Source organism: Curvibacter sp. T50, from assembly GCF_057219955.1.
Window position 1 is genome coordinate 1,055,238 of sequence record NZ_JBXVVU010000001.1, and the last position, 12,810, is coordinate 1,068,047.

The window sequence follows — 12,810 nt, forward strand, 5'->3', positions numbered from 1 at the left end:
GGAAAAAGTTCCGGTCCGTCGGGCAGTCAGCGCGGCAGAGCCACCCACTGGCCCTCCAGCGGGTGAATGCGGATGCGTTGCTCAAACACCTGCTCGAGCGCGCGGTGGGTTGCGGGGTCTTCGCAGGCGCCGTGCCAACGCACCGAACCGCCGGCAACAATCACCAGCGCGTCAGCGCCCAGCGCCATCGTCAGTTCATGCAACACGGTGACCACCGTGCGGCCCTGCGCGACCTGCTGGCGCACCAGCGCCAGCCAGTCGGCCTGGTGAGGTGGATCCAGGTTGCCCAGTGGTTCGTCCATCAGCAAGACATCGGCCTGCACGGACAGGGCGCGCGCCAGCAGGACCCGCTGGCGTTCGCCGCCTGACAACTGTCCGACCGGCCGGTCACGCCAGTCCCAGGCCTGGGTGGCCCGCAATGCCTGCTCGACCACGGCATGGTCCACGGGTCCGGGACTGGCCAGCCAGGCCAGGTGCGGAAGACGCCCCAGCATCACCAGATCGTAGGTCCGCAGATCGCCCGAGGGAACTTCGCCCTGGCCCAGCCAGGCCAGCCGGCGACCCCGTTCGCGGCCCCGCCAGTCGGCCAGCGGCCGACCGAGCAGTTCCACCGCACCGCTGCTGGCGACCAGCCCGGCCAAACCCCGCAGCAGCGTGGACTTGCCGGCGCCGTTCGGGCCGACAACGGCGGTCCATCGCCCGGTCGGCAGTGCCAGGTCAACCCCGTGCAGGATTTCGACGCCCCCCAGCCGCACCCGAAGCCCGCGGGCGCAGATCGCCGACGGGCGGCCCGCAAGCGCGGTCACCTCAGTCCCCCGGACGCCGCACCGCGGCGCATCAGCCACAACAGGTAACCGCCGCCCAAAATGGCGGTCAGCACACCCACGGGCAACTCCTGCGGCGCCAGCACACCACGCGCAGCAATGTCGGCCGCGAGTAGCAACACCCCCCCGGTCAGTGCAGACAACAGCAACAAGGGCCCGGCCATGGGCCGGGACAAAGAGCGCACCAGATGGGGTGCCGCCAGGCCGACAAACGCAATCAGGCCGGTCTGCGCCACGGCCGCGCCCGTTGCCAGAGCCAGTACCGCCAGCAAGGCCAGGCGCATGGCCGCCAGCGGCAGACCCAGGCTGCGCGCCGTTGCTTCGCCCAGACTCAGTCCGTCCAGCACCGGGCTGAGCATCCAGCCGGTCAGGACCGCAACCGCCAGACTGACCGCCATGAGGGCGCAACCCGACCAGCCCACCATGGCGGTGGACCCCAGCATGAAGGCCTGCATGGCCGGCAGCGTCTGGGGTGACAACTGGCTGAGCAATGACGCCAGCGCGCCCAGGACCACGCCCACCACCACGCCGGCCAGCAGCAGACGCAGGCTGTCGTGGACGCCCTGCGCCAGCGCCAGGGTCATCGCCACCGCCGCCAGTGCGCCTGCGAAGGCGGCGCCGGTCAGCCCCAGCCCGTGCGGCCCGAATCCGGCGCTCAGCACGCCGCCACCGGCGACGAGCACCACCGCAACCCCCAAGGCCGCGCCCGACGCACTACCCAGCATGAACGGATCGGCCAACGGGTTGCGAAACAGCCCTTGCGCGACCGCGCCGGACAGCCCCAGCAACGCGCCGGCAAGCCAGGCGGCCAGCGAACGCGGGAGACGAATCTCCCGCACGATCTGCCCCGCCGTGTCGTCTGCCCACAAGGCGGTCCAGTGGCTCGCGCCCGTGCTGCCCACCGCTGCGCCCGCCGCCAGCAGCGCGCCGCTGGCCAGCAGCAGGGCCGTCGCCAGCAAGGCCGACTGATACCGCGCCGTGCGGGGCTGGGTCATGGCCGCAGCGCCGGCATGGCCGGCGGCATCGCGCCCGGCGCGACCGTCGGCAGGGTCGGCGCCTTCGACGCCAGGCAAGACGCCAGCAGGCGTGCGGCTTCGGCCAGGCGCGGCCCGGCCCGCACCAGAACATCCCCCTCTGCCGGCGAAAAAGCACAGACCCGCGCTTCGCGCACGGCACGCAATCCGGCCCAGCCCGGGCGGGAGGCCAGGCCCGCAGCCTGGTCGGCCGCGATCAGGATGACACCGGGGTCGGCACGAACGACAAATTCCGGATTGATCTTCGGAAACGGCCCCAGCGCTGCCGGCACGATGCTTCGCGCCCCCAGACGTGCGATCAGTTCACCGATGAAGGACGCTTCACCGGCAGCGTACGGACCGCTGCCCACCTCAAAATACACCGTGCCCCCCCGAGAACGCGGCGGAATGGATTGCGCCGCGTTACCGACACCGGTCTCCAGCCGCACCCAGGCGAGCGTGCCGTCCCGGTCTGACCCGGTGAGCACGCGCGACACCTCCTTGAGCACCCGGCGTGTATCCGCCAGCGTGCGGGGCTCCAGTGCGATCACGGTAAGGCCCAGCGCCTGCAGCCGCTGCGCCACCCGGCCGGAGCCCGAGGTCAGCACCAGATCAGGGCGCAGCGCCACGATGGCTTCGATATCCGGATCCAGGCCACCGCCGACCCGTGGCAGACGCGCGATGCTGGCGGGCCACTGGGTGAACCGGTCGACGCCGACCAGCCGTGGGCAATGGCCCAGTTCGCAAACGGTTTCGGCCAGCGACGGCAGAAGCGTGACGATACGCTGGGGCGCCGCCATCACATTCACCTGCCGGCCCTGGTCATCGGTGACGACCACCGGGAAAGCCAGCGCCGGCACCATGCTGGCCGCCAACGCCGACACGCCGACCCATCGCGCGCACGATCGCCACCACCACCGGGTACCGGAACGGACAAGCCGGACCACCATTACATCAAAAACAATAGCAAAAAGAGACCTTTTCATGCTGGGTATCGGGTGATTTTTCTCAAAAAATGCCAAAAAGACCTCTGACGACTGGCGCACGCGACCCTCAGCCCTGCTGCCGCGCCTGCCAGTCGGCAAACAAGCGGTGCAACTGCTCGACCCCGTCGGTCAGCGCCGCCGGACCGGGCTGCAGAATGTCGGCAGACTTGATCTCGTACAGGGCGCCCTCACGGACCGCCGCCATGGTCGCCCAGCCCGCACGGGCGGCCACCCGCTCGGGACGGAATTTCTTGCCGCACCAGGAACCGATGATCAGGTCGGGTTGCCGCCGTATCACCTCCGAGGGGTCCGACAGGATGCGGTCGCGGCCCAGCGGCTGACGCGCGAGTTCAGGAAACACATCGTCGCCACCGGCCACGGCGATCAGTTCGGACACCCAGCGAATTGCGGAAATCGGCGGCTCGTCCCACTCTTCGAAGTACACCCGCGGGCGGCGGGGCCAACCGGCAGCTTCTGCCGCCAGGGCCCGCAGCCGCTCGCGGATGGCGGCGATCCGGGCCAGCCCCTGGGCCCCCTGCCCCACCATGGCGGCGACCTGGGCCATCATCGAAAAAATCTCCTCGATGCTGCGCTGATTGAACACCGTCACCGGCACACCCGCACGGATGAGTGCCGCCGCGATATCCGCCTGCAGGTCGGAAAAGCCGAACACGCAGTCGGGTTCCAGCTCCAGGATGCGATCGATCTTCGCACTCAGGAACGCGCTGACCTTGGGCTTTTCCTGCCGGGCCCGGCGCGGGCGCACCGTGTAGCCGGAGATGCCGACAATGCGCTCTTCCTCGCCGAGCAGATACAACCACTCGGTGGTTTCCTCGGTCAGGCAGACGATACGGCGCGGACCGTAGTCGGTCCGCGGTGTGCGCTCGGCGAGGTTCATGATCGCGATCGGCCGGATGCTGTCAGCGCAGCGGTTGCCAGCGCAGGCCCAGGTACAGGCTGCGCGGCTGCTGGTGGTAGCCATAGACCGTCTGGTAACGCCGGTCGGCGGCATTGTCCAGGCGGGCACGCAGCTCCACAGCCGACGTCAGGCGCCAGGCCAGCGCCAGGTCCAGCACGCTGTGACCGGCCAGGACGGTGTTCACTGACGCAAAGGTCGCCGGGTCGCTATAGCGATCGTCACGTTTGCCGCCGTAGCTCAGGTCGGCGTCCAGGATCAGGGCACCCCAGCGCTGCGTGGCGCCCAGGGACAACAGCGTCTTGGAACGGCGGATCAGCGGCTTGCCGGTGCTGGCATCCACCGGGTCCTGCAGCGTGAGCGACGAGCGCAGATCGGTCGACCCGACCTTGCCGGTGTAAGACAGCTCCAGCCCGTCATTGCGGGTACGCCCGATGTTGGCAAACGCGAACGTGACCGGGTTGTAGTCGATCTGGTTGCGCACCCGCGTATCAAACCAGGTCGCGCGCAGGCGGTGCGGCCCCTGGTCGAACTGGACGCCGATTTCGTGGCTGCGCGCGCGTTCGGGTTGCAACGCGGGATTGCCGAATCCGGGTGCGTACAGATAGCCCAGCGGCGGCGCGTTGAACGCGGTCGAGGTGCTGGCGATGAGGCGCAGTCGCGGCGATACCGGATAGCTGTAGCCCAGAAAGCCGCTGGTCGCCGACAGCGGGCCCAGTTTGTCGTGGCGCAGGTTGAACTGCAACTGGCCGGACGCGAGCGGGCCTTCGACACCGGCGAAAAGGGCATCGGCGGTACGCTGGACCTTGTACGGCGTCACAAATGCCGAGGTGCTGGCCGTGCGCACCCGCTGACGCTGCGATTCCAGGCCCGCCGTGCCCAGCCAGTCGCCGCCAAGTCCCAGGGTATTGACCCAGGCCAGGGTGGTCGCGCCGGTGCGAAAACGGTCGTCCGAACCGAAAAGTCCACTGTCCGACGTGGCACTGTCGTCATGCTGCGACGACAGGGTCAGGCGGCTGCGCCAGTTTCCCGAGCGGTAGTCGGAATACAGACTGGCCTGCTGCAGACGGCTCTGCGACGTTTGCCGGTCGGTGGCCGCGCCATAGGGGTTGTCGTAGCTGGTATCGCCCCGGCTGCGGCTGGCGCGCAGGCCGATGTCGTGCTGCGGCGTCAATGCGTGCTCCAGCGACAGGTTCCACGACTGGTTGTCGTAGGCGTCTCGATCGGGGTTGGCGCCGGCAAACTGGGCGGTGTCGACCGCCGAGAAGCCGTCGGTCCGGTAGTCCGACAGCCCGGCGGCCAGTCGGGTCGCGCCAACCTGCCCGGATGCCTGCACGGCAACTTTGCGGGTGGAGCGCGGCCCGACTTCGGCGGTGATGGCGACCGCCGGCTCGCGCGAACCCGCACGGGTGAAGATCTGGATCACGCCGCCGATGGCGCCCGAGCCGTAAATGGCCGACACATTGCCACGCACGATCTCGACCCGCTCGATGGAATCGAGCATGAGGTGCTCCAGACCGACCCCCCCCGAGGCGTCTTGCCGGGTCTGGGGCACGCCGTCAATCAAGACCAGCGTCTGGCGCGCCGGCGCCCCGCGCAGGAACATCGTGCCCACCGTGCCGATACCGCCATTCTGGGCGCGCTGCAGGCCCGCTTCACGCTGCAGCAAAGTGGCCAGATCGGTTGCCTGGGACCGCTCTATCGCGTCGCGGGTAATGACGGTGGTGTGCTGCAACGTGGCCGATAGCGGCTGGCTGTTGCGGGTGGCGGTGACCACCGTTTCGGACAGATTCCCCTGCCCGAACGCAGGCACGGCGGCGGCGCAAGCCAGCGGAATGACCGCCAGGCGCGCGCAATGACGAGAGATTTTCATGGAAAACAAAGACACAACGGATGCCCTCACCGTCCTCCCCGACGGTGCGTGGGCGTCATGACCGTGCGTACCAAACTGGCCGCACGACCGCCTTGTTGGCCGGTATCCGGGCTGGTGGAGCGACTTGCCGCGCCTTCCCGGAAGCCCGAAGGCATTTCCAGTGGCATGGGACAACAAGCGGAATCCGGCTGGATTCGTCCACTTACCGTTGCGGGGGCAGCGCAGGTTAGGTCAGTCCGACTGTGAACTTTCCCTCCTGCTTCCCGTTGAACTGCGGCATGAGTACCACACCGCAAGCACCAACACCGGACATTGTAAGCGCCAGTCCCCGCCCCGCCCTAAAATGGGCGGACACATTCAGCGGCATCCATGGCCCCCACCCCTCCCATCGAACAGCTTGCCGACCGCGTCGAGAGGCTCATCCTCCGCCACGAGGAACTCCAGCGCACCAATACCCTGCTCGCCGAAGAGCTGGCGGCAGTCACGCGGGAACGCGACACCTTGCGCTCGCGTCTGAACGCGGCGCGTGCCCGGGTTGATGCGCTTATCGAACGCCTTCCGGTGGAAGACCCGGCCGGAGACCTTGGGCCATGAAACAGATCGAAATTCAGATCATGGGCCAGGGCTACCTGCTCGGTTGCCCTGAAGGCGGCGAATCGCGCCTGCTGGAGGCCGTGGAACGGGTCGATACTGCAATGTGCCGCATACGCGACGCCGGCAAGGTACGCGCCCGCGACCGCATCGCGGTGCTGGCCGCACTCAACCTCGCCTTCGAACTGACCGACCACAGCCTGGGCGAGTGGCAGGCCCGACTGGCCCCCGCAGGGACCGCGCCGGCCGCATTGGCGCCTTCTTCCGGCCCTGCGCAAGGCGCGCCGCCGGGTGAAGCGGCCGATCCACGCATCGATGCGCTCATCCACCGCATCGACGCCGTGCTCGGGCAAGACGGCCAATTGCTCTGACCCGGCGGCGACCGCTACGCTCTACAATGGCAGCGTCTGCGGTGCCTGCCGGGCTTTATATTTCCTTGAACCAATGCTCATTGAGCCCGGGCTTGGAACATCCCCTGGCGAGCGTGATCGTCTCGCGTCAGATGAACCCAACGCCAGGTTGACCTAGCCCACCTGAACCCCGGTTCAGGATGCCGGTCCGGTGGCATTCGCAGACGCCTGTTGCATTCGCCAGCCGTCTCCCTGAAGCCGGCTGGCGATTCTTTTGTGATTGTGCCCACTGTGCTGCTGGAACCATTGCTGATCGCTGAACTGGCTTTGCTGGGCCTGGCCACCGGATTCCTGGCGGGCTTGCTGGGTATTGGCGGCGGCATGCTCATGGTCCCCTTTCTGACCATGATCCTGGCCGGACGCGGCGTCCATCCCGACCTGGCGGTCAAGGTGGCGATTGCCACTTCGATGGCCACCATTGTTTTCACATCGGTCTCCAGTGTCCGAGCGCATCACCAGCGCGGGGCGGTGCGCTGGGATCTGGTGCGCGGTCTTGCGCCAGGCCTCGTTTTGGGGGGCGCCTTGGCCAGTCTGGGCATTTTTGCCCTGCTCAAAGGGTCTTGGCTGGCCTTGTTTTTTGCCGTCTTTGTGAGCTTCTCCGCCACCCAGATGCTGCTTGATCGCAAGCCTGCACCAACTCGGCAGGTGCCGGGAACCGCGGGTCAGTGGGCGGCCGGCGGTGTGATCGGCCTGCTGTCCGGACTCGTGGGTGCGGGGGGCGGATTCGTCAGCGTTCCGTTCATGACCTGGTGCAATGTGGTCATCCATCAGGCGGTTGCGACCTCTGCCGCGCTGGGGTTTCCGATCGCCGCGTCCAACACGCTCGGTTACATCATCGCCGGACAGGGTGTTGCCGGTCTGCCGGAGGGCACGCTGGGCTACCTGTGGCTTCCCGCCTTGGGCGTGATTGCCTGCGCCTCTGTACTGATGGCCCCGGTGGGCGCCAGGGCGGCCCACCGTTTGCCCGTGCGCCAGCTCAAGCGCGCATTTGCGACCATCCTGTACCTGCTCGCGGCCTACATGTTGTACAAGGGCTTGCGCGGCTGAAAGCGGCGACTTGCGCTTCAGACGGGCGGTGTGACACACCACGGGGCCTGGTCGTGGGCCAGATCCATCCACAAAGCCCATCCGGCGGCGCCGATCAGGGCCAGACCCGCCAGGCGCATGGCCCACTCGCCAGCCTTGCCGCCGCGCAGACGCAACAGAAGCCACGGAGCAATCAGCATGGAAACACTGGTGCCGGCCGCAAACAGGGCCATGGTCAGTGCGCCATCCCGAGGCCCATTGGTCAATGCCGCCACCATCAAGCCGGAGTACAGCAAGCCGCAAGGCATCAGGGCCCAGGCAACACCGATGGCCAAAGGCGCGCCACTCCCCCAGCGCGCCTGAAGGGCCCGCACGCGGACCCACAGGCCCCGCGCACCTTCTTCCAGCCATACGGGCTGGCGTGCCTGTACCAACAAAAGCACACCAGTGATCATCACTGCCAGGTGCATCAGCACCCACAACGGCCGAATCGCTGCCGACTGCGTCGTCATCCAGCCCAGAGCCTGCGCGGAAGCGGCTGCCAGCGCACCCAGAGCGGAATACCCTATGACCCGACCGAACTGGAAGGCCCAGAGCGCCCAGGTTGAACGGGGGCCGGCCGCCTGGGCGATCCCGGCGCAGGGTGCGCCACACATGGCGATACAGTGTGGTCCCCCCAGCAAACCCATCAGAAGCGCGGTCAGCGCGAGGGAGCTTTGCATGCGGGCAGATCAGATGATCTTGGAGAACCGCGCTCGCGTCCGGTCGGCCTGAAGATACCGGTCGAACACCATGGCCACACCCCGGACAAAGAACCAGCCGGTCGGTGTGACGCGGATAGCGCCGTCCAGCAACTCGACCAGGCCCCGTTCCTGCATGCCAGCCAGCACGGCCAGTTCGGCGGCAAAGTACTCGCGAAAGTCGATCAGGTAAGCCAGCTCAATCGACTCGAATACCAGTTCACCCTGGCACATCAGCGCCATGATCACGCCGCGCCGAAGTATGTCGTCGCGATACAGTGCCAGTCCGCGGACAATCGGCAACTGCCCCTGGTCGAGGAAGTCGTAATACTCCTCCAGCGTCTTGGCATTCTGACTGTAGGTCGCGCCAATGCGGCCAATGGCCGACACCCCCAGCGCGACCAGATCACAATCCGGCTGTGTGCTGTAGCCCTGAAAATTCCGGTGCAAACGGCCCTGGCGCTTCGCCACCGCAAGTGCATCGTCCGGTAGCGCGAAATGGTCCATGCCGACATAGACGTAGCCGGCATCCAGAAACGCACTGAGAGAGCGGGAAAGCATTGCCACCTTGGAACCGGCCACCGGCAATTCGGCAGCAATGATCCGGCGCTGGGGCTTGAACCGCTCGGGCAAATGGGCGTAGGCGTACAGCGCAATGCGGTCGGGCCGCAGTTGGTTCACCTGCGCCAAGGTCCGGTCAAACGACTCCGGCGTCTGTTTCGGCAGACCGTAGATCAGATCGACGTTCACCGACTCAAAACCCAGCTCCCGGGCGGTTTCGACCAATTCGAACACCTGTTCGGCCGGTTGGATGCGATGCACTGCCTTCTGCACTGCCGGGTCGAAATCCTGAACACCGAAACTGAGCCGGTTGAAACCCAATGCTGCCAGGGTTTCCAGGCGCGCACGATCGACTGTGCGTGGATCGACCTCAATCGAATACTCCCCTCCCGGAACGAGTACGAAACTGCGCCGCAGCATCGCCATCAGGTCACGCAATTCCGCGTCGCTGAGAAAGGTGGGCGAGCCGCCACCCAGGTGCAGTTGACTGACGGCATGACCTGTACCGAGATGCGCCGTGTGCAAATCGACTTCGCGTCCCAGGTAGCGCAGGTACTCCGCGCCCCGCTCATGGTGCTTGGTGATGATCTTGTTGCAGGCGCAGTAGTAACACAGCGACTCGCAAAACGGGATGTGCACGTACAGGGACAAGGGCAATGCCTTGCCGACGCTGCCCTGACGCCGCTGATCAAGCGCCTGGATGTACTGGGTCTGCCCAAAGGCCTCGACAAAGCGGTCGGCAGTCGGATACGACGTGTATCGGGGTCCCGGTACATCAAAACGTTTCAGGAGATCGGGCGATACAGCTTCCATCGGCGCACTCGTGTTTGCAGCAAGCCAGTAATGTCGCCGTAAGTCAACACTTGAACCTTGACAAAGATCAAGTTACTCTTGTGTACCCGCTCGCGGTCATGACCCATGTCAGAATCCGGGTGCGCAACTCCTTCTGCACGGCTACGGTGCGAACCCATCAAACCGACATTTACCTGCCAGCATGACACCCCAATCGATCAAAGTCGCCTGTTCCAATTGCAATCTCCGGGAACTCTGCATGCCGGTCGGCCTTGCGCCGTCGGATCTGGAACGCATCGATGAAGTCGTCGCAACGCGTCGAAAGGTCAAGCGTGGCAGCACCTTGTTCAGCAATGGCGAGCGTTTCTCCTCCCTCTATGCCATCCGCACCGGTTTTTTCAAGACCTGCATCGCGACGGAAGACGGACGTGACCAGGTCACCGGCTTCCAGATGGCCGGCGAGATCATCGGCCTTGATGGCATCGTCAATGACCACCATACCTGCGACGCTGTCGCACTGGAGGACGCCGAGGTTTGTGTGATGCCCTTTGATCGTATCGAGGAGCTCTCGCGCGAGGTCACGGCCCTGCAGCACCATGTTCACAAGATCATGAGCCGGGAAATCGTGCGTGAGCACGGCGTGATGCTGCTGCTGGGCAGCATGCGGGCCGAAGAACGTCTTGCCGCCTTCCTGCTGAATCTGGTGCAGCGTCTGCACGCCCGGGGGTTCTCTCAGCACGAACTGATCCTGCGGATGACCCGGGAGGAAATCGGCAGTTATCTTGGACTGAAACTGGAAACCGTGAGCCGCACGTTCTCGAAATTCGTCGAAGACGGGATTGTGGAAGTCAAACAGCGCCACGTCCGTATCCTCGATACGGAGGCGTTGCGCCACATTGTCAACAACCAGCAGCCCTTGTGCGAATGAGTACGCGACCGCCCCGGCGGCGACGCTGAATCAGCTGCACTGCCCGTTCTTGGGGCAGCCCTCCGGTCGGTCCGTCACAGGCAACGGGCACCGGTTGACCTCGAAGGGTGACAGTGAGAGCAGCGTCGTCAGGGCGCCGGACACCATCGTCAATACCCAGAACACAAAAAAGGCGACGGTGTAGACGCCCTCACGCGACAGTGCCAAAGGACTGCCAAACCAGTGCAGATCCTGGGGGTCCACCATGGCGAAAACCAGCATCTCGATCACGCCGGCCACAAGGAACGCAGGCCAGGCAATCCACATCAATCGTTGGGCTAGCATCTTTTCATCACTCCTGATTCGCTGAAAGTGCCCTGCCAATCAGGGCTTTTTCTCTGCCGGTAAGGGCACACCCGTCTGGGCATGATTGCGCGCCTGGCCGGCGGGAGCATTGGCGGCATAGGTCTTCGGGTCCAGACTCCCCGCCGTTCGGGACTCGTCTCGTATCACCGGATCCGGAGTACTGATTGCCAGGTAAAGCGTCACAAAACCTGCCACGACCACAATCGCCGGGCCGGCAATCACCATCCAGACATGGCCAAATTTCCACCAGGGCTTGGCTGAATCAGACATCACTTCTCCTTAGCGCGGAACAATGAACACCGATTTTTCGGTGAGGTGCCCCGACCCATCGGTGGCTTCGATCTCGAAATGAATGGCATGCGAGCCGGGCTTGGCCCCATCGTAGGGCAAATGCAGCGTGGCAGGAACCCACAGATTCTGGGCCGCCTCGACCGATACCTCCGGTTCGGACACCAGGACCAGCCCGGGCAAACCAGTCGCACGCAGCTTGAAGGTCAGTTTGCGCTCGGTCGCATTCATGACCTGCAGGCGGTAGATATTCTCCAGCTTGCCGCCCTCGACGATCCGCGCCAAGGCCGCGCGGTCGCGAACCACATCGACCTTGAACGGAATACGCATTGACAGACTGACCAGCATGGCCACCACAATCGCAAGCAAGATACCCGTATAGATCATCACCCTCGGGCGGAAGACATGCCGGATGATTTCGCTGGTGCCCCAATGTTCCGCCACCGCATGCTGGGTCGAATAACGCACCAGACCCCGCGGATAGCCAACCTTGTCCATGACCTCATCGCAAACATCCGCACAGGCTCCGCAGCCGATGCATTCGTACTGCAGTCCTTTGCGGATATCGATGCCTGTGGGGCAAACCTGCACACACAGACTGCAGTCGATACAAGAGCCCAAGCCCAGGGCCTTCGGATCCGCCTTCTTCGAGCGGGCGCCGCGCGGCTCACCCCGTTCGGCGTCATAGGTCACGATCAGCGTGTCCTTGTCAAACATCGCGCTCTGGAAACGGGCGTAAGGACACATGTATTTGCAGACCTGTTCCCGCATGTAGCCGGCGTTCCCGTAAGTCGCAAATCCGTAGAAGAAGACCCAGAACGTTTCCCACGGTCCCATACCGAAGTTGACGAAAGACAGGCCCAATTCACGAATCGGTGTGAAGTAGCCCACGAACGTGAAGCCAGTCCACAATGCGACCGCAATCCAGGCGGCCTGCTTCCCCGCCTTGCGGAAAAACTTCTCGGCCGACATCGGCGCAGCGTCCAGCCGCATGCGGGCCGATCGATCGCCTTCGATCTGCTTTTCGATCCACAGGAAAATCTCCGTGTAAACCGTCTGTGGACAGGCGTATCCACACCACAAACGCCCGGCCACCGCGGTAAACAGGAACAATGACAAGGCAGAGATAACCAGAATGCCGGTCAAGTAGATGAAGTCTTGCGGATACAGGACAAGACCCAAGATGTAGAAACGCCGCGCACCCAGATCAAACAACACCGCCTGGCGTTGGCCCCATTCGAGCCACGGCAAGCCGTAAAAGACCAGTTGGGTCAGGAAGACCAGACCCCATCGCCACCTGGAGAACAAGCCCGAAACGCTGCGGGGGTAGATCTTCTTGTGGGCTTGATAAAGAGACACCATTTCGGCGTCTATTTCAGCTGAAAGCGGCTGGTACGCCGCAGCACCGGCCGCGCCGGATGCGGGCGATGAAGGCTTGTCTAAGTCAGGGTTGCTCAAGGTGGTGCTCACAAAAACGGGGGTAAACCCGATTCGCAGAGTCTAGGGGCTGCCATGCC

14 protein-coding genes, 1 other RNA gene and 1 riboswitch are annotated in these 12,810 nt (G+C 64.8%); of the genes, 5 read left to right on the forward strand and 10 right to left on the reverse strand.

The genetic code is table 11. The annotated features are described in order from the left end of the window. Positions 1–26: 26 nt before the first annotated feature. From AC2EBU_RS05010 to AC2EBU_RS05030, 5 genes are all read right to left on the reverse strand, one after another. Entirely contained in the window at positions 27–806 is a 780-nt protein-coding gene (locus AC2EBU_RS05010) for an ABC transporter ATP-binding protein (protein ID WP_484609265.1), read from the reverse strand. After that, complete coding sequence (locus tag AC2EBU_RS05015) at positions 803–1,819, reverse strand: FecCD family ABC transporter permease (protein ID WP_484609266.1); 1,017 nt, start codon at positions 1,817–1,819, stop codon at positions 803–805. Before AC2EBU_RS05015 ends, AC2EBU_RS05010 begins: the two co-directional genes overlap by 4 nt. Further along, positions 1,816–2,700, reverse strand: coding sequence for an ABC transporter substrate-binding protein (locus AC2EBU_RS05020; RefSeq protein ID WP_484610123.1), 885 nt, complete (start codon positions 2,698–2,700; stop codon positions 1,816–1,818). The genes AC2EBU_RS05015 and AC2EBU_RS05020 overlap by 4 nt, the downstream gene beginning before the upstream one ends. Positions 2,701–2,890: 190 nt before the next feature. Next, entirely contained in the window at positions 2,891–3,721 is an 831-nt protein-coding gene (locus AC2EBU_RS05025; RefSeq protein ID WP_484609267.1) for an ABC transporter substrate-binding protein, read from the reverse strand. 22 nt (positions 3,722–3,743) lie between these two features. Next, on the reverse strand, positions 3,744–5,612 hold the full coding sequence (locus tag AC2EBU_RS05030) for a TonB-dependent receptor domain-containing protein (RefSeq protein WP_484609268.1): 1,869 nt from the start codon (positions 5,610–5,612) through the stop codon (positions 3,744–3,746). Positions 5,613–5,692: 80 nt separating this feature from the next. Beyond that, a riboswitch (cobalamin riboswitch) is annotated at positions 5,693–5,931 on the reverse strand. 50 nt (positions 5,932–5,981) lie between these two features. Between AC2EBU_RS05030 and AC2EBU_RS05035 the strand changes: the two genes are divergently transcribed. The 4 genes from AC2EBU_RS05035 to AC2EBU_RS05050 all read left to right on the forward strand — a co-directional run bounded on the left by AC2EBU_RS05035 (position 5,982) and on the right by AC2EBU_RS05050 (position 7,660). Continuing rightward, the gene (locus AC2EBU_RS05035) at positions 5,982–6,206 is read left to right on the forward strand and encodes a cell division protein ZapB (protein WP_484609269.1); all 225 of its coding nucleotides are present in this window, start codon (positions 5,982–5,984) and stop codon (positions 6,204–6,206) included. Beyond that, positions 6,203–6,574, forward strand: coding sequence for a cell division protein ZapA (locus AC2EBU_RS05040; RefSeq protein WP_484609270.1), 372 nt, complete (start codon positions 6,203–6,205; stop codon positions 6,572–6,574). Before AC2EBU_RS05035 ends, AC2EBU_RS05040 begins: the two co-directional genes overlap by 4 nt. A gap of 30 nt (positions 6,575–6,604) precedes the next feature. Continuing rightward, a non-coding RNA gene (gene ssrS / locus AC2EBU_RS05045) (6S RNA) lies at positions 6,605–6,784 on the forward strand. 60 nt (positions 6,785–6,844) lie between these two features. Beyond that, positions 6,845–7,660, forward strand: a complete 816-nt coding sequence (locus tag AC2EBU_RS05050) for a sulfite exporter TauE/SafE family protein (protein ID WP_484610124.1) — start codon at positions 6,845–6,847, stop codon at positions 7,658–7,660. A gap of 17 nt (positions 7,661–7,677) precedes the next feature. Here the strand turns inward: AC2EBU_RS05050 and AC2EBU_RS05055 are convergent, their stop codons facing one another. Together AC2EBU_RS05055 and hemN are read right to left on the reverse strand one after the other, a co-directional pair. Next, positions 7,678–8,361, reverse strand: a complete 684-nt coding sequence (locus tag AC2EBU_RS05055) for a sulfite exporter TauE/SafE family protein (protein WP_484609271.1) — start codon at positions 8,359–8,361, stop codon at positions 7,678–7,680. 9 nt (positions 8,362–8,370) lie between these two features. Further along, entirely contained in the window at positions 8,371–9,753 is a 1,383-nt protein-coding gene (gene hemN / locus AC2EBU_RS05060) for an oxygen-independent coproporphyrinogen III oxidase (RefSeq protein ID WP_484609272.1), read from the reverse strand. A 181-nt stretch (positions 9,754–9,934) separates the two neighbouring features. Between hemN and fnr the strand changes: the two genes are divergently transcribed. Then, a complete protein-coding gene (fnr, locus tag AC2EBU_RS05065) occupies positions 9,935–10,660 on the forward strand; it encodes a fumarate/nitrate reduction transcriptional regulator Fnr (protein ID WP_484609273.1) in 726 nt (241 codons plus the stop codon). A 30-nt stretch (positions 10,661–10,690) separates the two neighbouring features. Here the strand turns inward: fnr and AC2EBU_RS05070 are convergent, their stop codons facing one another. The 3 genes from AC2EBU_RS05070 to ccoG are packed head-to-tail and all read right to left on the reverse strand — an operon-like array spanning position 10,691 to position 12,655. Then, positions 10,691–10,984, reverse strand: a complete 294-nt coding sequence (locus AC2EBU_RS05070; protein ID WP_484609274.1) for a hypothetical protein — start codon at positions 10,982–10,984, stop codon at positions 10,691–10,693. A gap of 39 nt (positions 10,985–11,023) precedes the next feature. Further along, complete coding sequence (locus tag AC2EBU_RS05075) at positions 11,024–11,275, reverse strand: nitrogen fixation protein FixH (RefSeq protein ID WP_484609275.1); 252 nt, start codon at positions 11,273–11,275, stop codon at positions 11,024–11,026. A 9-nt stretch (positions 11,276–11,284) separates the two neighbouring features. Continuing rightward, positions 11,285–12,655 (reverse strand): cytochrome c oxidase accessory protein CcoG, encoded by a 1,371-nt coding sequence (gene ccoG / locus AC2EBU_RS05080; RefSeq protein WP_484609276.1) that lies wholly within the window; start codon positions 12,653–12,655, stop codon positions 11,285–11,287. Between the last annotated feature and the right edge of the window lie 155 nt (positions 12,656–12,810).